Source organism: Streptomyces sp. NPDC003038, from assembly GCF_040611115.1.
Taxonomy (GTDB): Bacteria; Actinomycetota; Actinomycetes; order Streptomycetales; family Streptomycetaceae; genus Streptomyces.
This window is the reverse complement of record NZ_JBEXNN010000008.1, coordinates 168,098-193,864: the sequence shown is the minus strand read 5'-3', so window position 1 is coordinate 193,864 and position 25,767 is coordinate 168,098. Positions and strand designations below refer to the sequence as shown.

The following is a 25,767-nucleotide window of genomic DNA, read 5'->3' as shown; positions in this document are numbered from 1 at the left end:
AGTGGCCAGAGAAACGGCGAAGCCGCCGCCCGGTGGTGGAGGCCGGGCGGCGGCTTCGTCACGTACGGGTGGGGACTACTCCCACTCGATGGTGCCCGGGGGCTTGCTCGTGCAGTCCAGGACCACGCGGTTCACGCCCGGCACCTCGTTGGTGATGCGGGTCGAGATCCGCGCGAGCACCTCGTACGGCATGCGCGTCCAGTCCGCGGTCATCGCGTCCTCGGAGGAGACGGGGCGCAGCACGATCGGGTGGCCGTAGGTCCGGCCGTCGCCCTGGACGCCGACGCTGCGGACGTCCGCCAGCAGGACGACCGGGCACTGCCAGATCTCGCGGTCCAGGCCGGCCGCGGTGAGCTCGTGGCGCGCGATGGCGTCGGCCTCGCGCAGCAGGTCCAGGCGCTCCTTGGTGACCTCGCCGACGATGCGGATGCCGAGGCCCGGGCCCGGGAAGGGCTGGCGCTGGACGATCTCGTCCGGCAGGCCCAGCTCCTGTCCGACCATGCGGACCTCGTCCTTGAACAGCTGGCGCAGCGGCTCGACGAGCTCGAACTCGATGTCGTCGGGGAGCCCGCCGACGTTGTGGTGGGACTTGATGTTCGCGGTGCCGGTGCCGCCGCCGGACTCGACCACGTCCGGGTACAGGGTGCCCTGCACCAGGAAGGCGACGTCGGGCCCGCCCTCGGCGATGATCTCGGCCTGGGCCTGCTCGAAGACGCGGATGAACTCGCGGCCGATGATCTTCCGCTTGGTCTCCGGGTCGGAGACCCCGGCCAGCGCGTTCAGGAAGCGCTCCTGCGCGTCGACGACCTTCAGCTGCACGCCGGTGGCGGCGACGAAGTCCTTCTCGACCTGCTCGGTCTCGCCCTTGCGCATCAGACCGTGGTCGACGTACACGCAGGTCAGCTGGGAGCCGATGGCCTTCTGCACGAGCGCCGCGGCGACCGCGGAGTCCACGCCGCCGGAGAGGCCGCAGATGGCGCGCTTGTCGCCGACCTGCTCGCGGATGGCCGCGATCTGCTCCTCGACGATGTTGCCGGTGGTCCAGCTGGGGGCCAGGCCGGCGCCGCGGTAGAGGAAGTGCTCCAGGATCTGCTGGCCGTGCGTGGAGTGCATCACCTCGGGGTGGTACTGCACGCCGTACAGCTTCTTCTCGTCGTTCTCGAAGGCGGCGACCGGGACGACGTTGGTCGAGGCGGTGACGCTGAAGCCCTCGGGGGCGGCGGAGCAGGCGTCTCCGTGGGACATCCACACCGACTGGTGGTCGGGGGTGCCCTCGAAGAGGGTGGAGCCCGACTTCGAGACGGCCAGCGGGGTGCGGCCGTACTCGCGGGCACCGGTGTTGTCGACCTGCCCGCCGAGGGTGACCGCCATCAGCTGGAAGCCGTAACACATGCCGAAGACGGGGACACCGGCCTCGAACAGGGCGCGGTCTATGGTCGGCGCGCCTTCCTCGTACACGGAGGAGGGGCCGCCGGAGAGGATGATCCCCTTGGGGTTCTTGGCCAGCATCTCGGCCACCGGCATCGTGCTGGGGACGATCTCGCTGTAGACCCGTGCCTCGCGGACGCGGCGGGCGATGAGCTGGGCGTACTGGGCGCCGAAGTCGACGACGAGGACCGTGTCCGGGGCGCTGTCGTGGGCGGCGGAGGGTGCTTCTGGCACGGGACGGCCTTCCGGCGGAAGAGGTGGCTGTTTTGTCGATTCTAACGGGGGACGTAAGGGTCTCTTCGTCTCACCATCCGAACGTGCTTGGCCGGGCCAGGGACAGAAGGCCATAATCCCTTCCATGCGCAAGCAGCTGAGCTTCCTCTTTACCTATGGCACCGGCCGGTCCGGTCGCCATGGGTCCTCGTGATGCTCGCTTGAGCCGCTGACTTCCCAGAGCGCCCCGGTCCGACAGGACCGGGGCGCTCTGGCGTTCTCCGGACCTGCGGGCCCACACCCGACAGGAGACCGACCGACCATGACCACGATCACCACCGCCCCCGAGCAGCTGATCGCCGACTCCCGCGAGCGCATCGACGCCCTCGACGACCGGATCATCGGCCTGATCCAGGAGCGGATGGCCGTCTCGGCTGTCATCCAGGACGCCAGGATCGCCTCCGGCGGGCGCCGGGTGCACCTGTCCCGCGAGATGGAGGTGCTCTCGCACTGGAGCGACGCTCTCGGGAAGCCCGGAACCACCCTCGCCATGACCCTGCTGGAGCTGTGCCGCGGCCGCGTGTGAGCCGCCCCGCGCACCGCTCGGCCATCGGCTCGGCGGCCGTCGGCTCGGCGGTCGGCTCGGCGGTCGGCTTGCGATCGGCCGTTCGTCACCCGTCCGGACCGTGACCGGCTCCGGGACCCTTCGTTGGTGAGGATGTCCGCGCCAGCCAGGTGCGGGACCGCAGCACCACGCGTGGCTCCGCCGGAGCGATGAGACGTGCACCCCCTTCGGAGCGTACGTCGTGGGACCTCGCTCCCTCGCGTGACCGGACGGCAGGGGACAGCAGCCCGGTCACCCCGTGAAAGAGACGGCCGGCCCGGGGGACGCCCCGGGCCGGCCGTTCTCGTTCTCGTTCTCGTTGTCGGTCCCGCGCCCGCGCCCCGCGCTCCGTTCCCCCGTGCTCCGCTGCCGCGTCCTCGAACGTCTGCCGCCGTTGCACCTTTCGGTACGTGATCGACACCACAGACCGGCAGACGGGATTCCGGTACAACCATCGTGGTTGAACATCTGTCACGTATGTACCGCGGCGGGTTCTGCGCTCGGAGGGGGAGCGCAGAACCCGCCGCCGTCATTCCGCCGGTTCCGGACTGCGCCGCGGGATCTCCGGAATCGCCAGGAACGGCAGCCGCAGCGCGCCGAAGGCGTCCTTCGGAACCGCCGGACGGGCCGGTTCGACCGCGGCCAGGCGGACGTAGGCACCGCCCTGATCAGGCCTCGGGTCCCGCTCGCCCTTGTTCGGCCAGTACGACATCGCCCGCTCGGCCTGCGCCGTGATCGTCAGCGACGGGTTGACACCGAGGTTCGCGGAGATCGCCGAGCCGTCCACCACCGAGATGCCCGGGTACCCGTAGAGCCGGTGGTACGGATCCACCACACCCTCCCGCGCCGAGGCCCCGATCGGGCAGCCGCCGAGGAAGTGCGCGGTCAGCGGGGTCCCCATCAGCTCACCGACGTTACTGCCCGCAAAGCCGTTGATCTCCTCGGCCAGCAGGGTCGCGGCCAGCGTGGCCTCCGGGATCTGGACCGGGTTGGGGGCCCCGTGGCCCTGGCGGGCGGTGAGCAGGCCCTTCCCGATGCCGCGGGGCTTGCGGTACGTCGTCAGGGAGTTGTCCAGCGACTGCATGACCAGGCCGATGATGGTCCGCTCCGACCAGCGCCGGTTGGACAGCGACCGGGCCAGCTGCACCGGGTGCGTCACGGCCCTGGCCAGCCAGGCGCGGACCCGGTGCTTGGCGTAGGGGACCTGGAGGACGGTCATGAACCCCATGGCGTTGGAGCCCTTGCCGTAGCGGACGGGCTCGATGTGGGTGTCGGCGTTGGGGTGCACGGAGGAGGTGATCGCCACGCCCCGCGTGAAGTCGGCCCGCCCGGGGGCGCCTCCCAGCGATGGCTGGGGGACCTTGCCGTGGCGCTTGCGGTAGCGCCGGTCGTTGGTCTGCGCGCCGACCAGGCCCTCCGAGTTGGTCCGGGTCAGATCGCCGAGCCGGTCCGACAGCCGCGGCAGCTCGCCGCGGTCCTTCATCGTGTGCAGCAGGGTCTGCGTGCCGTACGTGCCCGCCGCGACGACCACGTACCGGGCGCGCAGCACCTTGGCGATGCCCCTGCGGCGGCCGTCGGTGGGGACCGTACGGACCCGGTAGCCGCCCTCGGGATGCTCGGAGAGCGCGGTGACCGTGGTCATCGGGTGGATGACGGCCCCGGCCCGCTCGGCGAGGTGCAGGTAGTTCTCGCCCAGGGTGTTCTTCGCGCCGTGGCGGCAGCCGGTCATGCACTCGCCGCACTCGGTGCAGGCCTTGCGGGCGGGGCCGGCGCCGCCGAAGTACGGGTCGGCGGCCTCCTCGCCGGGCCGGACCCGGGGCGCTCCCCCGGCGTCCTCGCCGTCGCCGAAGAAGACGCCGACCGGGGCCATGTGGAAGGAGTCCGCCACGCCCATCTTCTCGGCGACCGCCTTCAGGTGGACGTCGGAGGGGGTCGTCGTCGGGTTGAGCCGTACGCCGAGCATCCGCTTGGCCTGGTCGTAGTACGGGGCGAGTTCCTCGCGCCAGTCGGTGATCGACGCCCACTGCCGGTCCTCGAAGAAGGCGGCGGGCGGCACGTACAGGGTGTTGGCGTAGTTGAGCGAGCCGCCGCCCACACCGGCGCCCGCGAGCACCATCACATGGCCGAGCAGGTGGATCCGCTGGATCCCGTAGAGCCCGAGGGCCGGGGCCCACAGGTAGTTGCGCAGGTCCCAGCTGTTCTTCGGCAGGCTCTCGCGGGTGAAGCGGCGTCCTGCCTCCAGGACGCCGACCCGGTAGCCCTTCTCCGTGAGGCGCAGCGCCGAGACCGACCCTCCGAAGCCCGACCCGACGACGATCACGTCGTAGTCGTATGCCTGGTCGTGCGTGTCGTCGTACGTGTCGTCGTACGCCCGGTCGTGCGTGACGTCGTGTGCGTCGTGTGCGTCGTCGTGCGGCACGGGTACCCCTTAGCGCAGTCGGAGGGCCTTCATGACCTGGAGGCTGCGGGTCATGAACGCGGCGTACTTCTCGTCGTCCATGCCCAGCGAGGGCGCCATCGGCAGCAGCCGCTGGTGGGCGACGGTCTGGGCCTCGGTGTACTTGAGGATGCCCTCGGAGCCGTGGCGGCGGCCGAGGCCGGAGTCCTTCATGCCGCCCATGGGTGCCTGGGCGCTGCCGTAGGCGGGGGCGTAGCCCTCGTTGATGTTGACGGTGCCGGTGCGCAGGCGGGCGGCGACGGCGTGGCCGCGGCGGGAGTCCTTGGTCCACACGCTGGAGTTCAGGCCGTAGGCGGTGGCGTTGGCGTCCGCGATCGCCTGGTCCTCGTCGGTGAAGCGGTAGATGGAGACGACGGGGCCGAAGGTCTCCTCCCCGCACACCGCCATCGGCGCCTCGACGCCGTCGAGGATGGTGGGCTCGTAGAAGAGCGGGCCGATGTCGGGGCGCGCGGTCCCGCCCGCGACGAGGGTGGCGCCCTTGGCGACGGCTTCGTCCACGTGCCGCTGTACGGTCTCCAGCTGGCGCTCGCCGACCAGCGAGCCCATGTCCGCGCCGTAGGCGAGGGAGCTGCCCAGGCGCATGGCCTTGGTCCGGGCGGCGAACCGCTCCACGAACGCGTCGGCGATCGAGGTGTGGACGTACAGCCGCTCGATGGAGATGCACAGCTGGCCGGCGGAGGAGAAGCAGGCGCGGACGGCGCCCGCGGCGGCCTTCTCCACGTCGGCGTCGTGCAGGACGAGCATGGCGTTCTTGCCGCCGAGTTCGAGGGAGACCCCGACGAGGCGGGCGGCCGCGCCCTGGGCGACCTCGCGGCCGGTGCGCGTGGAGCCGGTGAAGGAGACGTAGTCGGCGTGGCGGACGACCTCGGGGCCGACGACCGGACCCTCGCCGAGGACGATCTGGAAGACCTCGGCGGGCAGTCCGGCCTCGATCAGCAGGTCGCGGGCCCACAGGGCGGTCAGCGCGGTCTCGGTGTCGGGCTTCATGACGACCGCGTTGCCGGAGACGAAGGCGGGCAGGGCGTCGCCGACCGACAGCTCCAGCGGGTAGTTCCAGGGGGCTATCTGGCCGACGACGCCGCGCGGCTGGCGCAGCTCGGTGACCTTGGTGAGGGTGGGCATGGCGCCCGTGTGGCCCTTGGGGCGCAGGTACGAGGGGGCCTTGCGGCCGTAGTGGCGGGCGGCGACGGCGACCGCCTGGACCTCTTCGTGGGCATGCAGGCGCGCCTTGCCGGTCTCCAGCTGGATGAGGTCGAGGACCTCGCCCTGCCGGGCCAGGACCAGGTCGTGGAAGCGGAGCAGGACCGCCGCCCGCTTGCGTACGGGGACGGCGGCCCAGGCCGCCTGGGCGGCGCGAGCCCGTTCGAAGGCCTCGGCGACGTCCTCGGGGGTGGCCTCGGGGAGCTCCGCCAGCCGGTCCCCGGTGAAGGGCGTGTGATTGGCGGTGCGGCCGGAGCCGATCACTCCGCGGGTCAGCCGGGCGACGAGGTCGGGGGTCACCACGTCCGCGGCGGTGCGGGCACCGGCGGGGGCCGGGGCGACCGGGTTGGTGGGCTGCGGTGTGGCGCGGAGGGGGGCGGCGGGGGCCTGCGAGTCCGTCATGGCGGTGAGCGTATTGCGCCGGAGAGCCTTTGGGTACCCGTGGGTAACCGGATTTTCCCATATCCGCCAGTGATCGCTGGCAGGATGGCCGGGACCCAGAGGAACCAGGGGAATCCGGGGATCAGGGGATCGGCGGGATCAGCGGGCTTCCGCGGGCGGCTCCCAGCCGCTGAGCACGATGTCGAACTGCTGGCGGGTCGTATCCCAGTCGGCGACGGGGCTCGACATGTAGATCGCGTACTCGGTCTCGTCCGGGGCGATGTACATCTGCTCCCTGGCCCTGCGCGGACCGGGGTGGTTCACCTTCTCTGTCCAGCTGAAGTCCCAGAGCGCGGCCCGGGTGCTGTCCCGGAAGGTGTTCTGGTTCAGCTGGTGCTTCTTGTAGTCGGTCCGCTTCGCCACCTGCCTCTCCAAGTCCAGCAGGTGCGCGTACGGGTCCTTGTAGTCCGGGCTGGGGTCGACGGCGATCCGGATGAAGTGCTTCCCGTCGTCCGGGGTGTAGTCGATCTGGTCGCCATTCGCCTGGCGCTTCCAGCCTTCCGGGACGAACAGGGTGAAGCCGCCGATGGGGTCGGTGACCTTCCGCCAGCCCGCCGGGGCGGCGGCCGCCGGCCGCACCGTGGCCCCGTCGCCCTGCTGCTGCTCGGCATCGCCGACCGGCTGCTGCTCGTCGGGCGCGCTCACGCTCGTGCCGGAGCCCTTGGTACCGGCTCCGCTGTCGCCGCCATCGCCCGCCTCGCCGGTGTACTTCAGCACCCCGAAGACACCGCCGCCGCCGAGCAGCGCCGCCACCAGAGCCACGGCGGCGGCGCGCCGGATCCGGCCCCGGGCGTCGTCCGCCGAAGCGGGCGAGGGCGAGGGCGCGGGCGCGGGAGCCGGCGACTCCCGGAGCGGGGCGCTCGCCGCCGGAGGCGCCTGGTCCGCGGCCGGGGCGGGCGGGGCGCTCTGCCCCTGCGCCGGGGAGAGCTCCTGCGAGGTCAGCGCACGCGTCGGTACGTACGCGTGCGCCGCCTTCGGCTCCCGGCCCTCCATCGCCTCCAGCAGCATCCGCTCGGCCTCCACGGCCGAGGGCCGATGGGCGGGATCCTTGCGCAGCAGGGCCGTGATGACCGGGCCCAGGGCCTCGGCCTGGCGCAGGGGCGGCAGCTCCTCGTTCACCACGGCCTGCAGGCTGGAGATGGGCGAGGTGCGGCGGAACGGCGAGCGGGCCTCCACGGCCGTGTACAGGGTGGCGCCCAGCGACCACAGGTCGGAGGCCGGGTCGGGAGCCCCGCCGGTGACCCGCTCGGGAGCCAGGTAGTCGATGGAGCCGACCAGTTCGCCGGTGCGCGTGATGGACGAGTCGCCTTCGATCGCGGCGATCCCGAAATCCGTGAGCAGCACCCGGCCGTCCTTGGCCAGCAGCACATTGCCCGGCTTCACGTCCCGGTGCAGGACACCGACCGCGTGCGCGGCGCGCAGCGCGCCCAGCACGTGGAGCCCGATCCGGGCCGCCTCCCGCGGCTCTATCCGCCCGGCCGCCTTGGCCGCCTCCGCCAGCGACGGGCCGTCGATGTACTCCATGACGATCCACGGCCGGTCGTCGTGCTCCAGCACGTCGTGGACGGTGACGACCGCGGGATGCTGGATCCGCGCCGCGGCCCGGGCCTCCTTCTGCGTCCGGGCGTGCATGACGTCCCGGTCGGCCTGGGCGACGTACAGACCCGCCGTCAGTTCCTTGACGGCGACCGTCCTGTGCAGCAGCTCGTCATGCGCGCGCCACACCCTGCCCATGCCGCCTCTGCCGATGGGCTCGACGAGCCGGTACCGGCTCGCGAGCACGGCGCCCGCACCTGTCTGCTGTTCCACGAAACCCCGCCGCTCTGTGCACTTCGGGCCAGATTACGGAGCCCTCGGGTACTGCCGGAACCACGCGGGCGCGGTGAGACAGCACTGTGACGCAATTGCCGTACTGAGTCCCCGTCAGCCGGGTCTCAACCGCCCGCGCGGTAACTGGCCGTGGCCTTCTCGAAGACCTCGGTCACCTTGCCCTCTTCGTCCTGCGGGCCCGTGACGATGACGACGTGATAGGCGCCGCCGAGCGCGACCACGTAGTTGCGGGCCACGACGTTGCGGCCGTTGCCGTCGATCCACGTGTACTTGCCGGTGGCCCGCAGCTGCTGGCCGACCCTGGTGCTCTTGACCTCGCTGACGGTGGACCAGGTCGAGGTCCGGTACGGGGTCAGCTCCTGCTCCTTGTCCTTCTGGTAGGCCGCCGGATCCGGATTCCCCTCGACCTTGTCCCGGCCGGGCACGACGGTCAGGACGAACTGGCCGTCGGTGTACCGCACCTGACCCGATTCGTTGATGCCTCGGCGCTCCCACCCGTTGGGGACGGCGATCTCGAAGTGCTCCGGATCCTGCTGGGCGGTGTAGCCCGGCGGAGCCGGGGCGGCGGGCGAGGAGGCGGGTGGGGCCGTCTGCGGCGCCGGCCTGGACTCCGGGGTTCCGGTGGGGGTGTTGACCGAGGCGCTCGGGCTGCCGGCCGGGCTCTGCCGCGGCGGCGTCCCGGCGGATCCGCCCGGCTCCTCGGGCGCGGAGCGGGGCATGAACAGCACCGCGTACGCCACGGCCCCGGCGAGCAGGACCAGGATGCCGAGGAGCAGGGTGAGGCCCAGGGCGCGGGGCTTGCGGGGGGCCGTCGGATTGCGGTGGCGCCCGTGCAGATCGCCGCGCCTGCGGATGACGGGCAGCCGCGCCGGATCCGGGTCCGCCATCGGGAGCATGACGAAGCCGGCCCCCTCCGGCTCGGGGGCGGACCGTACGAGCGAGCGCAGCCAGCCGCGGAGCTCCTCGAAGTCCGGGCGCTCGGTGGGGTCCTGGCGCAGCAGCGACTCCACGACCGGGCGCAGCGCGCCGCACTCCTCCGCGAAGGCGGGGGGCTCTGCGCAGACCATCTCGACGAGCTCGGCGACGCTGTCCTCCGGATACGGGGCATGTCCCTGTACGGCGCGGTACAGCAGCGCGCCGAGCGCCCAGAGGTCGGTGGCGGGCCCCACCGGGGGCGCCAGCTGCCAGTGGCCCCGCACCGGGCCGGCCTGCTCGGGGGCCCACCGCTCGGTGACCGCCCCGACGACGGCCATGCGCGTCTGCCGCGCCCGCTCGGCGTCGAGGCCGGTACGGGGGCCGCCGGCCCAGCCGCCGGTGGCGGGGGCCGGAGCCGGAGCCGGGCCGCCCGGGGCGTCGGCCTGGCGGTAGCCCTGGGGCAGGGCGAGCTGCGCGGGCAGCGGGGGGTGGGCGGGCGGGGCGGGCGGGCTCACCGGTTCGGCCTGAGGCTGCGGTGCCGTCAGGTGCGGGTGCCCGGGTACCGGGTGATGCTGCGGACGGGGCTCCGGCGGGTGCTGGTGCCCGGGTTCCAGCTGATGCTGCGGACGGTGTTCCGGCTGCTGCTCGGCCGGCGGAAGGGCGGCCTGGCGGCGCGGGGTCGTACCGTGCCAGGGCGCGCCGCCGCCGGTCTCGGGACCGCCGTACGGGTACGAGTACCCCTGCGGGAGGCTCGACCCCTCGGGCCGCGGCTCCGGCGCGGGACCGGCGCCGGCCCTGCGCTGCTCGGTGACCCGCGCGGCGGCGGCCTGCGCCCCGGCCCGGTAGGCCGCGATGGCCCCGGCGCGCGCCGCGGCCTTGATGTCGGGCCGCTCCTCGGGCCGCCCGGGGGTGATGTGGTCGTTGTACCGGGGCCCGGTGTCGTACCCCGGAGCCACGAGCGGCGCGTACCCGGACTCTCCCGCTCCGGCGCGGCCCTGCGGCCCGGTCGGGCCGGAGCCGCCGCCGTCCCGGCCGGGATCTCCGGATCGCGCGGGCTCCCGTACGGCCGTCCCGGCACCGGAACCGGAACTGCTCCTACCGCCCGACGTGGCATTCCCCTCGGGCCCGAGACCGCCGCCCGGCTCCAGGCCGAGGGCGGGGCCCGGCCCGGCCGCGCCGGACCAGGTTTCCCGTCCCGCGGGCGCAGGCGCAGGCGCAGGCGCCGGGGCCGGGACGCCCCAGCCCGCCTCCGCTTCACCACCGGACGCGCTCGGCGGGAGCGGGTCGTACCCGCACAGGGCCTCCTCCGCGGCTCCCGCCGCCAGGCCCGTCAGCACGACCCGCCCGTCATCGCAGATCAGGACGGTCCTGATGGTGATGTTCCGGTGCGTCCAGCCGTGCGCGTGCAGCACGCGCAGCGCGGTCAGCACGTCCGACGCCACCTCCGCCGCCCGGTACGGGGTCAGCAGCTCATCGGCGATCAGCGCGGCGAGCGGCCTGGCCGGGACGAGTTCGCTCACTATCCACAGCGACCCGCCCTCGGCGAACACGTCGAAGACCTGGTCCAGCCGGGGATGGTCGGGAATCGAGGCCGCCGCCTGCGCCGCCTCGATCGCACGGCGCACGGCCGGCAGGTCCGCCGCCGAGCGACCCCCCGCCGCCGGGGCCCGGTGTCCGTCCAGCAGCTCGGCGTCCACGACCTCCGGCAACGGCACCTGCCGTACCAGGACTTCCTGCCCGCTGCGCGTGTCGAAGGCCCGGGTCTCGACCAGTTCGACCTCGTCCGAGGGCGGCAGCGGCAGACGGTAGCGGTGGGCCAGGATCCGGCCCGCGTAGTCCTCCACATCGCCTCCCCCGAGTGCGGTGGGCCCCCCATGGCCCCGCTGACACGATACGTCTCCGGGGCCGCCCGCGTCCCGGGGTCAGCCCAGAGGCCGGAAGGTCTCGAATGCCGTGGTGCGCATCTGCGTGCACTCGGCGCCGTCCCACTGGTCGGCGGCGCAGCTGATCATGATGGCGTAGCCGTGCGTCGCGTCCATTTTGAAGCCGCGGTTGAGCACACGGACCTTCATGCCGTCGTGCTCGCGCTCGAACTCCCAGTCCGCGACGGTCGGGTAGCCCCGGTAGTCCCTCGGCTCGATCGAGATCAGCCGGTATGCCTTGCTGCTGGACTCCACGGCCGGGGCCAGGGCGAGCCAGGCGGCGCGGGCGTCATCGCCCGGCTTGTCGGTGTAGTCGACCTGGATCCGCGGGAAGCCGCCGTCCTTGCTGTATATGCCGCCGGAGTTCTTGCCCGCTGTGCCCGTCCGCTTGAAGCCATCGGGCATCGCCATCGAAAAGTGGAACCCAGGGTCCGTCACCATGGCGTATCCGGCCGGGAGTCCGGCGACCGGAGCGCCGGGAGGGGCGCCCTGCCCCTGACTCTGACCCTGTCCCTGGTCGGCGCCCGGCGTCTGCTGGCCCTGGCCGGGCTCACCGGCGTTGCCGCCCGGCGCGGCGGGCGCCGGAGAGGACTGCGGTGTTCCGGCCGAGGAACCCGGCGACGCACTGCCGGACACGGACGGGGTGCCCTGACTGCCCTTGCCCTCGTTCTTCCGGCCGCCCTTGTCGTCGCCGCTGAAGGCGTAGGCGATCAGCGAGCCGATCACCGCCAGCGCCACGACGACGCCGGCTATCGCCAGCGCGATGGTCCGGCGCGGCACGACGTCGGTGAGCGAGGCCACCACCGGCGCCCGCTTGGACGGAGGTGCCTCCGCGGCGGAGGCGGCCGCAGTGGCGGCCGTGGCAGCGGTGACCGCCGCCTTGCGGGCCGACTTCAGCGCGGCGCGGGCCCGCTCGCGCTGCTCGCGCTCCCGCCGCTCGCGTTCCTTCTTCTCCGCCTTCTCGGCCTTCTCGGCGGCCTTGTCCGCCGCGGCCTTCTCGGCGGCTTCCTTGGCATCCGCCAGCGAGACCTGCCGGGTCTCTTCGGCGGTCGCCGCCAGTACGGGGGCCGTGACGGGCTCGGGCGCGTTGAGCACGGCCGTGAGCATCGCCCGCGCCGTCTCGTCGTCGAGGCGCTGGGCAGGGTCCTTGGCGAGCAGCCCGTAGATGACCTCGGTCAGTGGACCGGCGTTCTTGGGCGGGTCCACCGGCTCGGTCATCACGGCGGTGAGGGTGGCGAGCGCGGACCCCTTGTCGTACGGGGGCACGCCCTCGACGGCGGCGTAGAGCAGACCGCCGAGCGACCACATGTCGGCCGGCGGACCGGGCTTGTAGCCACGGGCCCGTTCGGGCGAGATGTAGGAGGGGGCGCCGACGAGCATGCCGGTGGAGGTGACGGAGGGGTCGCCCTCGACCTGCGCGATGCCGAAGTCGGTGAGGACGACGCGGCCGCTGCCGGCTATGAGCACGTTGGACGGCTTGACGTCCCGGTGCAGGATGCCCTGGCGGTGCGCGGCACGGAGTACGTCGAGCACCGCGAGGCCGACCTCGGCGGCGCGGTGCGGGGTCAGGGGGCCGTTCTCCCGTACGAACTCGGCGAGCGAGGGGCCCTCGATGAGCTCCATCACGATCCACGGCCGGCCGTCTTCGTCCACGACGTCGTAGACCGTGACCGCGCCGCCGCTGCGGATCCGGGCAATGGCCTTGGCCTCGCGGAGGGTACGGGTGATGAGCCGACGCTTCTCGTCCTCGTCGACCCCGGTGCTGAAGCGGAGCTCCTTGACGGCGACGGTCCGCCCCAGGGTCTCGTCCTGGGCCCGCCACACCGTGCCCATCCCGCCCTTGCCGAGCACATCCCCCAACCGGTACCGCCCGGCCAACAACCGCCCTTCGTCCTTCACCGCGCCCGCACGGGACTTCGCGTCCCCGGACTCCACCACGACCTCAGCCGACTGGGCCTTCTTCAACCCCGCCTTCGCCACGTCAGGCTTCGCATCCTCAGGCTCCACCGCAGCGGCCCCAGCCGGGCCAACACCCCCAGGCTTCGCCGCAGGCGACCCGGCACGCGTGGCACCCTCCACCACAGGCTTCGCCGCAGGCGACCCGGCAGGCGACCCGGCCTCAGGCTTCGCATCCTCAGGCTCGGCATCCTCAGGCTCCGCATCCTCCAACCCCGGCTCCGCCACAGCCCGCTTCACATCCTCGCGCCCCACCGCAGCGGCCTCAGCCGGGCCAACACCCCCAGGCTTCGCCGCAGGCGACCCCGCACGCGCGGCACCCTCCACCACAGGCTTCGCGGCAGGCGACCCGGCAGGCGACCCGGCAGGCGATCCGGCCTCAGGCTTCGCCACAGGCGGCTCGATGTGCTCCGGCTTCGACATGCGTCCCCTCTGCGATCGTGCCGCCCGTTCCGGCTGCCCCGGCAGCGGCCGGGGTGCGCGGTAACCCTCCCCGGCAGAACCCTCATTGTTCCTCACTCCGCAACGGACGGACCCCCCGGGTCCGTGGTTCCCCCTTCCACATCCCGGAGTTACAACGGAACGATGTCGGGCGCCCCGAGCCGGGCCGCGTCCGCCGTCTGGTCGTCCGGTTGGCGCTGGGATTCCCGTTCCGCCTGTACCCGCTTCTCGTAGTGCTCCACCTCCTTCTCGATCTGCTGTTTGTCCCAGCCCAGCACCGGCGCCATCAACTCCGCGCACTCCCGCGCCGACCGCGTCCCCCGGTCGAAGGTCTCGATCGAGATCCGCGTCCGCCGCGTCAGCACGTCGTCCAGGTGCCGCGCGCCCTCGTGCGAGGCCGCGTACACGATCTCCGCCCGGAGGTAGTCGTCCGCCCCTGACACCGGCTCGCCCAGCCCGGAATCGGCGGCGATCAGGTCCAGCAGTTCCTCCGTCAGCGCCCCGTACCGGTTCAACAGGTGTTCCACCCGCACCACATGAAGCCCCGTCCGGGCCGCGATCCTCGCCCGCGCGTTCCACAGCGCCCGGTACCCCTCCGCGCCCACCAGCGGCACGTCCTCCGTCACGCACTCCGCCACCCGCTGGTCCAGCCCGTGCACCGCCTCGTCGACCGCGTCCTTCGCCATGACCCGGTACGTCGTGTACTTGCCGCCCGCCACCACCACCAGCCCCGGCACCGGGTGCGCCACCGTGTGCTCGCGCGAGAGCTTGCTCGTCGCGTCCGATTCCCCGGCCAGGAGCGGCCGCAGGCCCGCGTAGACCCCCTGGACGTCGTCGCGCGTCAGCGGCACGGCCAGCACCGAGTTCACGTGCTCCAGCAGGTAGTCGATGTCCGCGCTCGACGCCGCCGGGTGCGCCTTGTCCAGGTCCCAGTCGGTATCGGTGGTGCCCACGATCCAGTGCCGCCCCCACGGGATGACGAACAGTACGGACTTCTCGGTCCGCAGGATCAGCCCGGTGCTCGAATGGATCCGGTCCTTCGGGACGACGAGGTGGATGCCCTTCGACGCCCGTACGTGGAACTGCCCCCGCTCCCCGATCAGCGCCTGGGTGTCGTCCGTCCACACCCCCGTCGCGTTCACGATCTGCTTGGCGCGGATCTCGTACTCGCCGCCGCCTTCCACGTCCTCTACGCGCGCGCCGACCACCCGTTCGCCCTCACGCAGGAAGCCGATCACCCTCGCCCGGTTGGCGCAGTGCGCCCCGTACGCCGCGGCCGTGCGGACCAGCGTGGCGACGTACCGGGCGTCGTCCATCTGGGCGTCGTAGTACTGAAGGGCCCCCACCAGCGCGTCCTTGCGCAGCGCCGGCGCGACCCGCAGCGCGCGCTTGCGCGACAGGTGCCGGTGGACGGGAAGTCCCCGCCCGTGCCCGCTGGACACCGACATCGCGTCGTACAGCGCGACGCCCGAGCCGGCATAGAGCCGCTCCCAGCCCTTGTGCTGCAAGGGGTACAGGAACGGCACCGGCTTCACCAGGTGCGGCGCCAGCCGCTCCAGGAGCAGCCCGCGCTCCTTCAGCGCCTCCCTCACGAGGGCGAAGTCGAGCATCTCCAGGTATCTGAGGCCGCCGTGGATCAGCTTGCTCGACCGGCTGGACGTGCCCGACGCCCAGTCGCGCGCCTCCACCAGCCCGGTGGCGAGGCCTCTGGTCACCGCGTCGAGTGCGGTGCCGGCACCGACCACTCCCGCGCCCACGACCAGTACATCCAGCTCCCGCTCGGCCATCCGGGCGAGGGCCTCGGCGCGCTGCGCCGGTCCCAGTGTCGCTGTCCTCACGGCTGCCTCCCGTTGGTGCGGGGAATCCCAGCGTCGCGCGGGTGATCCCGCTCACATTCCCCGTTCATGATTCTGACCGCCCGCACCCACATCAGCCACCGCCTGTGGACAACACAACGGCGGCCGCCACCTCAGAATGCGACATATCTGTCATATATACGCCTAGTCTGACATTGCGCCAGCTCCCCTGTTCCCCCACACTTCGGCCGGAGGAACCCCGGAGGACTTGCGCGGCAGCCCCCTCATGTCAGGGAAGGGACGGCACCCCCATGCCCGCAGATCTCGCCGTCATCGGACTCGGCCATCTCGGCCTCCCGCTCGCCCAGGCGGCCGTGGCCGCCGGAATCGAGACGGTCGGCTACGACAGCGGTCCGGTCACGGACTCCACCCTCACCGCCGCCGAGATCCGCCGCATGTCGGCGGCCGGCTTCCGGGTCACCACCAACCCCGCCGAACTCGGGCGGGTCCGCACCGCCGTCATCTGCGCCCCCACCCAGCTCGGCGCCGATCGCGCACTGGACCTCTCCGCCGTCGGCGAGGCCGGCCGCGCACTCGCCGCCCGGCTGCGCGCACACACCACCGTGATCCTCGAATCCGCCGCCCATCCGGGTGTCACCGAGGACTACCTGCGCCCGATCCTCGAAGAGGGCTCCGGCCTGCGGGCCGGCCGGGACTTCCACCTGGCCTACTCCCCCAGCCGCCTCGACCCGGGCAACCGCACGCACGGCATCTCCAACACCCCCAAGGTGATCGGCGGCCTCACCCCGGCCTGCACGGAGTCCGCGCACGCCTTCTACGCCCGCCTCACCGAGAAGGTGGTCCGCGCCCGCGGCCTGCGCGAGGCCGAGACCGTACAGCTCCTGGAGACCAACTACCGGCACGTCAACATCGCCCTCATGAACGAGATGGCGGTGCTCTGCCACGACCTCGGCGTGGACCTGTGGGACGTCATCCGCTGCGCCGAGACCAAGCCGTACGGTTTCCAGGCCTTCCGCCCCGGCCCCGGGGTCGGCGGCCACGGCGTCCCCCTCGACCCCAACTACCTCCCGCACACCACACGCACCCCCGGCCACCCCCTGCGCATGGTCGGCCTGGCGCAGGAGATCAACACCCGGATGCCCCAGTACGTCATCCAGCGCTCCGCCACCCTGCTGAACGAGCACGGCAAATCCGCCCGCGGGGCCCGGGTCCTGCTGCTCGGGGTCACGTACAAGCCCGACCTCGCCGACCAGGAGGGCTCCCCGGCCTGCGAGATCGCCAGCCGCCTGATCGACCTGGGTGCGCTGGTCAGCTACCACGACCCCTACATCGCGGGCTGGCGGGTCAGGGACCAGCCGATCCCCCGCGCCGAGTCGCTGTACGAGGCCGCCGCGAACGCCGACCTCACGATCCTGCTCCAGCACCACCGCACCTACGACATGCAAGGCCTCGCGGTGAAGGCCCAACTGCTCCTGGACACCCGCGGCGCCAGCCCCGCGGGCGCGGCGCACCGGCTCTGACGGCCGGAGAATCCCCCTCTACGCCGCGGTCGGCGTCGGCGACTGACACGGCCGCCCGGCCCCAGGACGTGCCGGAGGGCCGGCACCCCGCTCGGGGTGCCGGCCCTCCAGCGTACGTACGGGAGGCCGAAGCGGATCAGCGGCTGTGCTGCGAGTCCGCGATCGTGACCTCGACCCGCTGGAACTCCTTGAGCTCGCTGTAGCCGGTGGTGGCCATCGAGCGGCGCAGCGCGCCGAAGATGTTCATCGAGCCGTCGGGGCTGTGCGACGGACCGGTGAGGATCTCCTCGGTGGTGCCGACGGTCCCGAGGTCGACCTTCTTGCCGCGCGGCACGTCCTCGTGGACGGCCTCCATGCCCCAGTGGTTGCCCTTGCCGGGCGCGTCGGTGGCACGGGCCAGCGGGGACCCGATCATCACGGCGTCCGCGCCGCAGGCGACGGCCTTGGGGATGTCGCCCGACCAGCCCACGCCGCCGTCCGCGATGACGTGCACGTAGCGGCCGCCGGACTCGTCCATGTAGTCGCGGCGGGCCGCGGCCACGTCCGCGACGGCGGTCGCCATCGGGACCTGGATGCCGAGCACGTTGCGCGTGGTGTGCGCGGCGCCGCCGCCGAAGCCGACCAGGACGCCCGCGGCGCCGGTGCGCATCAGGTGCAGGGCCGCGGTGTAGGTGGCGCAGCCGCCGACGATCACCGGGACGTCGAGCTCGTAGATGAACTGCTTGAGGTTCAGCGGCTCCGCGGCGCCCGAGACGTGCTCGGCCGACACGGTGGTGCCGCGGATCACGAAGATGTCCACGCCCGCGTCCACGACGGCCTTGGAGAACTCGGCGGTGCGCTGCGGCGAGAGCGCGGCGGCGGTCACGACGCCCGAGTCGCGCACCTCCTTGATGCGCCGGCGGATCAGGTCCGCCTGGATCGGCGCGGAGTAGATCTCCTGGAGACGGCGGGTGGCGGACTCCTCGTCCAGCTCCGCGATCTCGTCGAGCAGCGGCTGCGGGTCCTCGTACCGGGTCCACAGGCCTTCGAGGTTCAGCACGCCGAGGCCGCCGAGCTCGCCGATGCGGATCGCGGTCTGCGGGGAGACGACCGAGTCCATGGGGGCGGCCAGGAACGGGAGCTCGAAGCGGTACGCGTCGATCTGCCAGGCGATCGAGACCTCCTTCGGGTCCCGGGTCCGCCGGCTCGGGACGATGGCGATGTCGTCGAACGCGTACGCCCTGCGGCCGCGCTTGCCGCGCCCGATCTCGATCTCAGTCACGTGTGGTGGCCTTTCCTCTGGGTCTGCCCGTCCAGTATCCCCGAACCCCGGGGGGCCGCGTTCCGGTGACCGCTGTACGGACGCCGCTCGCGCGCGGCGCGGCCGTCGCGGGCACCGGGAACACACCCGGACGGCGGACGGGCGGACCCGTACGGCGGAAGGGCGGGCCCGGTTCGTCCGGGCCCGCCCTTCACCGCCGCGCTACGCCGTCCGCTCAGCCCTTGCGGGAGTAATTCGGCGCCTCGACCGTCATCTGGATGTCGTGCGGGTGGCTCTCCTTGAGGCCCGCCGAGGTGATCCGGACGAAGCGGCCCCGGTCCTGCAGCTCGGGAACCGTGCGGCCGCCGACGTAGAACATCGACTGGCGCAGGCCGCCGACGAGCTGGTGCACGACCGCGGAGAGCGGACCGCGGTAGGGCACCTGGCCCTCGATGCCCTCGGGGATGAGCTTGTCGTCGCCGCCCACGCCCTCCTGGAAGTAGCGGTCCTTGGAGAAGGAGCGCTGCTCGCCACGGGACTGCATCGCGCCGAGCGAGCCCATGCCGCGGTACGACTTGAACTGCTTGCCGTTGATGAAGAGCAGCTCGCCGGGAGACTCCTCGCAGCCCGCGAGCAGCGAGCCGAGCATCACCGTGTCGGCGCCCGCGACCAGGGCCTTGGCGATGTCGCCCGAGTACTGGAGGCCGCCGTCGCCGATGACCGGGACGCCCGCGGCCTTCGCGGCGAGTGCGGCCTCGTAGATCGCGGTGACCTGCGGGACGCCGATGCCGGCGACCACGCGGGTGGTGCAGATGGAGCCGGGCCCGACGCCGACCTTGATGCCGTCGCAGCCGGCGTCGATGAGCGCCTGGGCGCCGTCGCGGGTGGCGACGTTGCCGCCGATGACGTCGACGGTGGAGTTCGACTTGATCTTGGCGACCATGTCGCCGACCAGCCGGGAGTGTCCGTGGGCGGTGTCGACGACGATGAAGTCGGCGCCCGCCTCGATCAGGGCCTGGGCGCGGTCGTACGCGTCACCGGCGACGCCGACGGCGGCGCCGACCAGCAGCCGGCCCTCCCTGTCCTTGGCGGCGTTCGGGTACTGCTCGGCCTTGACGAAGTCCTTGACCGTGATGAGGCCCTTGAGGATGCCCGCGTCGTCGACCAGCGGAAGCTTCTCGATCTTGTGGCGGCGCAGCAGCTCCATCGCGTCCACACCGGAGATGCCGACCTTGCCCGTGACCAGCGGCATCGGCGTCATGACCTCGCGCACCTGGCGGCTGCGGTCCGACTCGAAGGCCATGTCGCGGTTGGTGACGATGCCGAGCAGCTTGCCCGCCGCGTCGGTGACCGGAACGCCGGAGATGCGGAACTTCGCGCACAGCTGGTCCGCCTCGCCCAGCGTCGCGTCCGGGTGCACCGTGATCGGGTCGGTGACCATGCCGGACTCGGAGCGCTTGACCAGGTCGACCTGGTTGGCCTGGTCCGCGATGGAGAGATTGCGGTGCAGCACGCCGACGCCGCCCTGACGGGCCATCGCGATGGCCATGCGGGCCTCGGTGACCTTGTCCATGGCGGCGGACAGCAGCGGAACGTTCACACGGATGTTCCGCGAGATGAGGGAGGAGGTGTCGATCGCATTCGGCGACATGTCCGACGCGCCCGGCAGCAGCAGCACGTCGTCGTAGGTCAGTCCGAGCGTGGCGAATTTGTCGGGCACTCCAGTCGAACCGCTGTCAGTCATGACACCTTCCCAAATGGTCTTGCTCAGCGCGGATGTCCATGCTAACGGGATCCCGCAGCGTCTCATTCCACCACTAAGGACAGGGAAAAGTTTCGTCGCTTCCTACGACGACACCCTGCTACCGCGGCCTCCTAACGGCGCCGCCACCGCGCCCCTACTGCTCGGCGAGCGCCCGCAGCCGGCTGAGCGCCCGGTGCTGGGCCACCCGCACCGCACCGGGGGACATTCCGAGCATCTGACCGGTCTCCTCCGCCGTCAGCCCGACCGCCACCCGCAGGACGAGGAGCTCGCGCTGGTTCTCCGGCAGGTTGGCCAGCAGCTTCTTGGCCCAGGCGGCGTCGCTGCTGAGCAGCGCCCGCTCTTCCGGGCCCAGCGAGTCGTCGGGCCGCTCCGGCATCTCGTCGGACGGCACCGCCGTGCTGCCCGGATGCCTCATGGCGGCCCGCTGCAGGTCCGCGACCTTGTGCGCGGCGATGGCGAAGACGAAGGCCTCGAAGGGGCGCCCGGTGTCCCGGTAGCGCGGCAAGGCCATCAGGACGGCGACGCAGACCTCCTGCGCCAGGTCCTCCACGAAGTGACGAGCGTCACCGGGAAGCCGCGAGAGCCGGGTGCGGCAGTAGCGGATGGCCAGCGGGTGCACGAAGGCGAGCAGGTCGTGCGTGGCCTGCTCGTCACCCTCCACCGCGCGGCGTACGAGCGCGCTGACGGGCCCGGCGCCGGGACCACCGCTGCCACCACTGCCGCCACGGCTGCCGCCTTTGGCGGCGCCGGTGGGGCCTGTGGGGCCTGTGGCCGCAGGTGACCCCAGGGCCTCGTCGTCGCGCATCGATCCATGGTGCCTTGACGCCGCTGCATCCGTGGCACCGTGGCCCGTGTTGTGCATCGAAGCGTTATGAGCGGGTGCGCCGGAACTCATGGTCTGCGCCCTCCCCTCCCGCTCGGCCGAATCGCCCCCGAGGATTCCCCGGGGACTCCACACCTCCAAGGATGCGGCACACCCTCAAGGATGCGGCATCGCCCGCGAAGCGACACGTCCCCCGGATTGTGCCCCGCCAACCCCCGGCCGCGCACCGGGTACGGCAGGACGGAGGAGGCGCCCGCCGGACAGGCCGGACGCGGTACCCCGCGAGCAGGGGGCACCCCCAGCGGTGGTCCCGGGAGTGCCGCCCCGCCCGCCGATGGCGGACGGGACCGCTCCGCGCGGTCCGCGACCGACGGCGGACGGCCGTGGCCCGAAGGTCAGCGGACGAGGCCCCAGCGGAACCCGAGTGCCACGGCGTGGGCCCGGTCGGAGGCGCCCAGCTTCTTGAACAGCCTGCGGGCGTGCGTCTTGACCGTGTCCTCGGAGAGGAAGAGCTCGCGCCCGATCTCCGCGTTGGACCGGCCGTGACTCATGCCCTCCAGTACCTGGATCTCGCGCGCGGTGAGCGTGGGCGCGGCGCCCATCTCGGCCGAGCGGAGCCGGCGCGGGGCCAGTCGCCAGGTCGGGTCGGCGAGGGCCTGGGTGACCGTGGCCCGCAGTTCGGCGCGCGAGGCGTCCTTGTGCAGATAGCCCCGGGCACCGGCGGCGACCGCGAGGGCCACGCCGTCCAGGTCCTCGGCGACCGTCAGCATGATGATGCGGGCCCCGGGGTCGGCCGAGAGCAGCCGTCGGACCGTCTCCACACCGCCGAGCCCGGGCATCCGTACATCCATGAGAATGAGGTCGGAGCGGTCGGCACCCCAGCGGCGGAGGACTTCCTCGCCGTTGGCAGCCGTCGTCACACGCTCGACGCCGGGCACGGTGGCAACCGCGCGACGGAGCGCCTCTCGGGCAAGCGGGGAGTCGTCGCAGACGAGGACGGATGTCATGACCGCCCTCCGCAGCTGCTGATGCGCGTCACCTTGAGCCTCCAGGCTGGTACGTATCGTCACCTGTGCGGTCGATGCCCCCGGACACCCGTCCGAGAACTTCTTGGTTCAACCGCCTTCGCACACTCAACGATGGTCACTCGAAAGAGTTACGGGTCGGACGGACACCTTCGGCACTCTACGTGAGGAAGCGAACACGGCGTAGGCGCCACAAGCCATCCGTCCTCCATCTGGAGCTATGCCCTATTTGGCGGCTTTCCTTCCGTTTGGCACGTGTCTGAGGCTAGATTCCGAATGAGTCATATTTACATCTACTAGGACAGTAGGTGTGGAGACATGGACCGTATCCGCCTCAGTACCGGCACCAAGAGGACTACCAATGGCAGATTTCTCCCGCCTCCCCGGACCGAACGCCGACCTCTGGGACTGGCAGCTGCTGGCTGCCTGCCGGGGGGTCGACAGCTCCCTCTTCTTCCACCCGGAAGGCGAGCGGGGCGCGGCCAGGAGCGCGCGCGAGGCCTCGGCTAAAGAGGTCTGCATGCGTTGCCCGGTGCGTTCGGAATGCGCGGCGCACGCACTCGCCGTCCGCGAGCCCTACGGGGTGTGGGGCGGCCTCACCGAGGACGAGCGCGAGGAACTGATGGGTCGCGCCCGGCATCGCCTGATCCCCGCGTCCAGCGCGATCGGACCGGTCGGCCCGGTCGGCCCGGTCGGCCCGGTCGGACCCATCGGACCGGTCGCACCTCACTGACCGGATCCTGACCGGATCGGAAAACGCCTGAAGGAACGTTTCCTCGATTCACTGACGGACCAACCCGCCCGGGCGTGTCGCACCACGGGCATCGGGCGTCACGCGTTCGGCCGTACCTCCCCCCGGCACCGCCGGGTGGAGCCCCGGCTCAGCGCGTGGCGGCCCGCTCCAACTCGGCCAGGGTCGCCGCCACGGCCGGCACCCGGGCCAGGTCGGGCAGGGTCAGGGCCACGACCTCCCGTTCGACGGCCGGCTCCACGGCCACGGTGCTCACGCCCTTGGCCCGTACGGACTCCACCGCGAGCTCCGGCAGTACCGCGACGCCCAGCCCCGCGCCGACCAGGCCGACCACCGCCGGGTAGTCGTCGGTGGCGAAGTCGATGCGCGGGGTGAAGCCCGCGGCCTCGCACACCTCCACCAGATGGCGGCGGCAGCGCGGGCAGCCCGCGATCCAGGGCTCGTCGGCGAGTTCCGCCATGCCCACGCGCTCGGCTCCGGCCAGCCGGTGCCCCTCGGGGACCAGCCCGACGAGCCGGTCCGTCAGCAGCGGGCGCACCACGAGGTCCTCCCACTCGGCGGCGGTCCCCGGCGAGCCGCCGTCCCCGCCGTAGCGGAAGGCCAGCGCCACGTCGCAGTCGCCCTCGCGCAGCATCTCCACCGAGCGCGGGGGCTCGGCCTCGACCAGCGAGATACGGGTGCCCGGGTGCGCGGCGCGCATCGCCGCGAGCGCGGTCGGCACCAGGGTGGAGCTGCCGCTGGGGAAGGACACCAGCCGGACCCGGCCCGCGCGCAAGCCGGCGATGGCCGCGACCTCCTCCTCGGCGGCGGTCAGCCCGGCGAGGATCCCGGCGGCATGCCGGACCAGGGCCTCGCCGGCTTGGGTGAGCCGCATCTCGCGGCCGGTACGGATGAGCAGCGGGGTGCCGGCCGACTGTTCCAGCGCCTTCATCTGCTGGGAGACGGCCGGCTGCGTGCAGCCCAGCTCGCGGGCGGCGGCGGAGAAGGACCCGGTCCCGGCGACAGCGCGCAGAACCCGGAGATGACGTGCCTCGATCACCCTTCGAGCATAAGGGCCGCTTTGACCGGGATGCGAATATCCCCGCGACTCTTTGAGGAGGCTCGGCTAGCGTGTCCTCCCATGCCGCCTATGCATCTCGTCTCCGTGAACCTCGGCCGCGCGACGGTCGTCGACTACACCGACGCGGAGGGAGGGGTCACCGGCATCGGCAAGCTGCCGGTCCCCGGGCCGGTCCGCGTCTTCGCCCCGGGCCTCAAGGCCACCGGCCTCGGCAGCGGCCTGGAGGGCGACGCCGTGTGCGACCGCCGCCATCACGGGGGTGACCACCAGGCCGTCTACGCGTACGCCCGCGAGGACCTCGACTGGTGGGAGCGCGAGCTGGGCCGCGCGCTGCCGCCCGGCCTGTTCGGCGAGAACCTCACCACCAGCGGCATCGACCTCAGCGGCGCACTGCTGGGCGAGCGCTGGCAGGTGGGCTCCGAGGTGGAGCTGGAGGTCTCCTCCACCCGCATCCCGTGCCGGACCTTCCAGGGCGCGCTGGGCGAGAAGGGCTGGGTCAAGCGGTTCACCCAGGAGGGGCGGCCGGGCGCCTATCTGCGGGTGGTCCGCGAGGGCCGGGTCTCCCCCGGCGACCGGATCGAGATCACCCACCGACCGGACCACGAGGTGACCTCGGCCTTCCTGTTCCGTGCCTGGACCACGGAGCGCGCGCTGCTGCCCCGCGTCCTGGCGGCGGGCCGGGCCCTGGCCCCGGACGTCCGGGAAAAGGCGCTGGCGTACGCGCGACAGCACGGGCACGCGCTGACCTGACATCCCGGGAGGCTAGGTTGCGCCTATGACGACTGCGTTGATTACGGGATCCACGGCGGGCATCGGCGCCGCCTTCGCCCGGCGGCTCGCCGCCCAGGGCCACAACCTGGTGCTGGTGGCGCGCGACCACAAGCGCCTCGGCGAGCAGGCCACCGAGCTGCACGACCGGCACGGCATCGAGGCCGGGGTGCTGGCCGCCGACCTCTCCACGGAGGAGGGCATCGCGGCGGTCGAGCAGCGCCTGGGAGACCGCACGCACCCGGTGGACCTGCTGGTCAACAACGCGGGCTTCGGCAACAAGGGCCGGTACCTCGAAGTCCCCATGGCCGACGAGCTCACCATGCTGAAGGTGCACGTCGAGGCGGTCCTGCGGCTGACCTCGGCCGCGGCCGAGTCCATGCGCTCGCGCGGCCGCGGCGGCGTGATCAATGTGGCCTCGGTGGCGGCCTTCGTGCCGCGCGGCACGTACGGGGCGAGCAAGGCGTGGGTCGTGCAGTTCACCCAGGGCGCGGCGAAGGACCTGGCGGGGTCGGGGGTACGGCTGATGGCGCTGTGCCCGGGCTTCGTACGGACGGAGTTCCACGAGCGCGCCGGCATGGGGACGGACAACATCCCCGGCTGGATGTGGCTGGACGCCGACAAGCTGGTCGCCGCGGCCCTGGCCGACCTGGCGCGGGGCAAGACGGTGTCGGTTCCGGACCCGCGGTACAAGGCGCTGATGGGCGTGGTGAAGCTGACGCCGCGCGCGCTGCTGGGTGGCGTGACCTCGCGTACGGGGCGCAAGTACGGGCCCCAGTAACTCGCCGGTAAAACCGGCCGAACGGGTGAAATCTTCCTAGACTGGACATGTCCCATCCACCCGGGAGGCGTCATGACATTCGTACAGATAATCGATTACAAGACCAGTCGGCAGGACGACCTCAACCAGCTGCTGGACCGGTACGTCTCGCAGAGCCAGGGCAAGCGCACGGTCACCCACAGCATCGTGGGCAAGGACCGCGAGGCAGAGAACCACTACGTGGACGTGGTCGAATTCCCCTCGTACGACGACGCCATGAAGAACTCTCATCTCCCGGAGACGGACAGGATGTTCCAGGAGATGGTGGCGCTGTGCGAGGGGATGCCCACCTTCACCAACCTCGACGTGGTCCGCGACGAGAACCTCAACAAGCTGGTTGTGGACCGGATGTTCGACGAGTTGGCCGTCACGGGGGACCGTTCCATCGCCGAGGAGATCTTCACCCCCGACTACGTCGACCACGACATCTTCAAGGCCGACCCCGACGCGCAAGGGATCGACGGTCTGATGGCGGACCTCGACATGTGGCGGTCCGCTTTCGACATGACCTTCACCAAGGACCACCAACTCGCCGAAGGCGACTTCGTCACCACCTTGTGGACCTGGAACGCCACGCACACAGGTGAGTTCATGGGCCTGGCGCCGACCGGCAAGAAGGTCAGTGCGACCGGCTCGACGACCTTCCGCTGCAAGGACGGCATGATCGCCGAGGGCTGGTGGCACTACGACATCATGAGCATGATGCGGCAGCTGGGCCTGATGGAGGGCTGAGCGCGCACCGCCTCGCGACCAACGGGAAGGCCCCCGTC

18 protein-coding genes are annotated in these 25,767 nt (G+C 72.1%); 6 read left to right on the top strand and 12 right to left on the bottom strand.

Features of this window, described 5'->3' with window-relative positions; translation table 11 throughout:
* Nucleotides 1-75 precede the first annotated feature (75 nt).
* Nucleotides 76-1,662 carry a glutamine-hydrolyzing GMP synthase gene (gene guaA, locus ABZX75_RS13420; RefSeq protein ID WP_355410278.1) on the bottom strand — a complete coding sequence of 529 codons (1,587 nt, stop codon included), beginning with the start codon at nucleotides 1,660-1,662 and terminating at the stop codon, nucleotides 76-78.
* A gap of 301 nt (nucleotides 1,663-1,963) precedes the next feature.
* On the opposite strand from guaA, the gene ABZX75_RS13415 reads away from it, so the two are divergent.
* Nucleotides 1,964-2,227 carry a chorismate mutase gene (locus ABZX75_RS13415; protein WP_355410277.1) on the top strand — a complete coding sequence of 88 codons (264 nt, stop codon included), beginning with the start codon at nucleotides 1,964-1,966 and terminating at the stop codon, nucleotides 2,225-2,227.
* 547 nt (nucleotides 2,228-2,774) lie between these two features.
* Here the strand turns inward: ABZX75_RS13415 and ABZX75_RS13410 are convergent.
* From ABZX75_RS13410 to ABZX75_RS13385, 6 genes are all read right to left on the bottom strand, one after another.
* Nucleotides 2,775-4,565, bottom strand: coding sequence for a GMC family oxidoreductase (locus ABZX75_RS13410; RefSeq protein ID WP_355410371.1), 1,791 nt, complete (start codon nucleotides 4,563-4,565; stop codon nucleotides 2,775-2,777).
* Nucleotides 4,566-4,673: 108 nt separating this feature from the next.
* Complete coding sequence (locus ABZX75_RS13405; protein WP_355410276.1) at nucleotides 4,674-6,305, bottom strand: succinic semialdehyde dehydrogenase; 1,632 nt, start codon at nucleotides 6,303-6,305, stop codon at nucleotides 4,674-4,676.
* 138 nt (nucleotides 6,306-6,443) lie between these two features.
* Complete coding sequence (locus ABZX75_RS13400) at nucleotides 6,444-8,153, bottom strand: serine/threonine-protein kinase (RefSeq protein WP_355410275.1); 1,710 nt, start codon at nucleotides 8,151-8,153, stop codon at nucleotides 6,444-6,446.
* Nucleotides 8,154-8,278: 125 nt separating this feature from the next.
* Nucleotides 8,279-10,933: a serine/threonine protein kinase gene (locus ABZX75_RS13395; RefSeq protein WP_355410274.1), complete on the bottom strand. Its 2,655-nt coding sequence runs from the start codon at nucleotides 10,931-10,933 to the stop codon at nucleotides 8,279-8,281.
* Nucleotides 10,934-11,011: 78 nt separating this feature from the next.
* The gene (locus tag ABZX75_RS13390) at nucleotides 11,012-13,390 is read right to left on the bottom strand and encodes a protein kinase (protein ID WP_355410273.1); all 2,379 of its coding nucleotides are present in this window, start codon (nucleotides 13,388-13,390) and stop codon (nucleotides 11,012-11,014) included.
* A 149-nt stretch (nucleotides 13,391-13,539) separates the two neighbouring features.
* The gene (locus tag ABZX75_RS13385) at nucleotides 13,540-15,246 is read right to left on the bottom strand and encodes a glycerol-3-phosphate dehydrogenase/oxidase (RefSeq protein WP_355410272.1); all 1,707 of its coding nucleotides are present in this window, start codon (nucleotides 15,244-15,246) and stop codon (nucleotides 13,540-13,542) included.
* A 269-nt stretch (nucleotides 15,247-15,515) separates the two neighbouring features.
* On the opposite strand from ABZX75_RS13385, the gene ABZX75_RS13380 reads away from it, so the two are divergent.
* Nucleotides 15,516-16,745 carry a nucleotide sugar dehydrogenase gene (locus ABZX75_RS13380; RefSeq protein ID WP_355410271.1) on the top strand — a complete coding sequence of 410 codons (1,230 nt, stop codon included), beginning with the start codon at nucleotides 15,516-15,518 and terminating at the stop codon, nucleotides 16,743-16,745.
* 136 nt (nucleotides 16,746-16,881) lie between these two features.
* Here ABZX75_RS13380 and ABZX75_RS13375 read toward each other — a convergent pair whose 3' ends face one another.
* The 4 genes from ABZX75_RS13375 to ABZX75_RS13360 form a co-directional block, all read right to left on the bottom strand.
* On the bottom strand, nucleotides 16,882-18,006 hold the full coding sequence (locus ABZX75_RS13375; RefSeq protein WP_355410270.1) for a GuaB3 family IMP dehydrogenase-related protein: 1,125 nt from the start codon (nucleotides 18,004-18,006) through the stop codon (nucleotides 16,882-16,884).
* 214 nt (nucleotides 18,007-18,220) lie between these two features.
* Nucleotides 18,221-19,729: an IMP dehydrogenase gene (gene guaB, locus ABZX75_RS13370; RefSeq protein ID WP_355410269.1), complete on the bottom strand. Its 1,509-nt coding sequence runs from the start codon at nucleotides 19,727-19,729 to the stop codon at nucleotides 18,221-18,223.
* Nucleotides 19,730-19,883: 154 nt separating this feature from the next.
* Entirely contained in the window at nucleotides 19,884-20,555 is a 672-nt protein-coding gene (locus ABZX75_RS13365; RefSeq protein WP_355410268.1) for a sigma-70 family RNA polymerase sigma factor, read from the bottom strand.
* 413 nt (nucleotides 20,556-20,968) lie between these two features.
* A complete protein-coding gene (locus ABZX75_RS13360; RefSeq protein WP_003948568.1) occupies nucleotides 20,969-21,580 on the bottom strand; it encodes a response regulator transcription factor in 612 nt (203 codons plus the stop codon).
* Nucleotides 21,581-21,959: 379 nt separating this feature from the next.
* Between ABZX75_RS13360 and ABZX75_RS13355 the strand changes: the two genes are divergently transcribed.
* Nucleotides 21,960-22,331: a WhiB family transcriptional regulator gene (locus tag ABZX75_RS13355; RefSeq protein WP_355410267.1), complete on the top strand. Its 372-nt coding sequence runs from the start codon at nucleotides 21,960-21,962 to the stop codon at nucleotides 22,329-22,331.
* A 148-nt stretch (nucleotides 22,332-22,479) separates the two neighbouring features.
* Here the strand turns inward: ABZX75_RS13355 and ABZX75_RS13350 are convergent, their stop codons facing one another.
* On the bottom strand, nucleotides 22,480-23,388 hold the full coding sequence (locus tag ABZX75_RS13350; protein ID WP_355410266.1) for a LysR family transcriptional regulator: 909 nt from the start codon (nucleotides 23,386-23,388) through the stop codon (nucleotides 22,480-22,482).
* Between the two features lie 90 nt (nucleotides 23,389-23,478).
* Here ABZX75_RS13350 and ABZX75_RS13345 point away from each other — a divergent pair, with 90 nt between their 5' ends.
* The 3 genes from ABZX75_RS13345 to ABZX75_RS13335 all read left to right on the top strand — a co-directional run bounded on the left by ABZX75_RS13345 (nucleotide 23,479) and on the right by ABZX75_RS13335 (nucleotide 25,729).
* Nucleotides 23,479-24,159, top strand: coding sequence for an MOSC domain-containing protein (locus ABZX75_RS13345; protein WP_355410370.1), 681 nt, complete (start codon nucleotides 23,479-23,481; stop codon nucleotides 24,157-24,159).
* A gap of 25 nt (nucleotides 24,160-24,184) precedes the next feature.
* On the top strand, nucleotides 24,185-24,958 hold the full coding sequence (locus ABZX75_RS13340) for an SDR family oxidoreductase (protein ID WP_355410265.1): 774 nt from the start codon (nucleotides 24,185-24,187) through the stop codon (nucleotides 24,956-24,958).
* A gap of 72 nt (nucleotides 24,959-25,030) precedes the next feature.
* Nucleotides 25,031-25,729 (top strand): ester cyclase, encoded by a 699-nt coding sequence (locus ABZX75_RS13335; RefSeq protein ID WP_355410264.1) that lies wholly within the window; start codon nucleotides 25,031-25,033, stop codon nucleotides 25,727-25,729.
* Nucleotides 25,730-25,767 lie beyond the last annotated feature (38 nt).

Bases quoted from the DNA above. Each gene is read 5' to 3' on its own strand.
- ABZX75_RS13360 (WP_003948568.1), bottom strand. From the start codon at position 21,580: ATGACATCCGTCCTCGTCTGCGACGACTCCCCGCTTGCCCGAGAGGCG.
- guaB (WP_355410269.1), bottom strand. From the start codon at position 19,729: ATGACTGACAGCGGTTCGACTGGAGTGCCCGACAAATTCGCCACGCTC.
- ABZX75_RS13415 (WP_355410277.1), top strand. From the start codon at position 1,964: ATGACCACGATCACCACCGCCCCCGAGCAGCTGATCGCCGACTCCCGC.
- ABZX75_RS13380 (WP_355410271.1), top strand. From the start codon at position 15,516: ATGCCCGCAGATCTCGCCGTCATCGGACTCGGCCATCTCGGCCTCCCG.
- ABZX75_RS13345 (WP_355410370.1), top strand. From the start codon at position 23,479: ATGCATCTCGTCTCCGTGAACCTCGGCCGCGCGACGGTCGTCGACTAC.
- ABZX75_RS13355 (WP_355410267.1), top strand. From the start codon at position 21,960: ATGGCAGATTTCTCCCGCCTCCCCGGACCGAACGCCGACCTCTGGGAC.
- ABZX75_RS13365 (WP_355410268.1), bottom strand. From the start codon at position 20,555: ATGCGCGACGACGAGGCCCTGGGGTCACCTGCGGCCACAGGCCCCACA.
- ABZX75_RS13390 (WP_355410273.1), bottom strand. From the start codon at position 13,390: ATGTCGAAGCCGGAGCACATCGAGCCGCCTGTGGCGAAGCCTGAGGCC.
- ABZX75_RS13340 (WP_355410265.1), top strand. From the start codon at position 24,185: ATGACGACTGCGTTGATTACGGGATCCACGGCGGGCATCGGCGCCGCC.
- ABZX75_RS13405 (WP_355410276.1), bottom strand. From the start codon at position 6,305: ATGACGGACTCGCAGGCCCCCGCCGCCCCCCTCCGCGCCACACCGCAG.
- ABZX75_RS13335 (WP_355410264.1), top strand. From the start codon at position 25,031: ATGACATTCGTACAGATAATCGATTACAAGACCAGTCGGCAGGACGAC.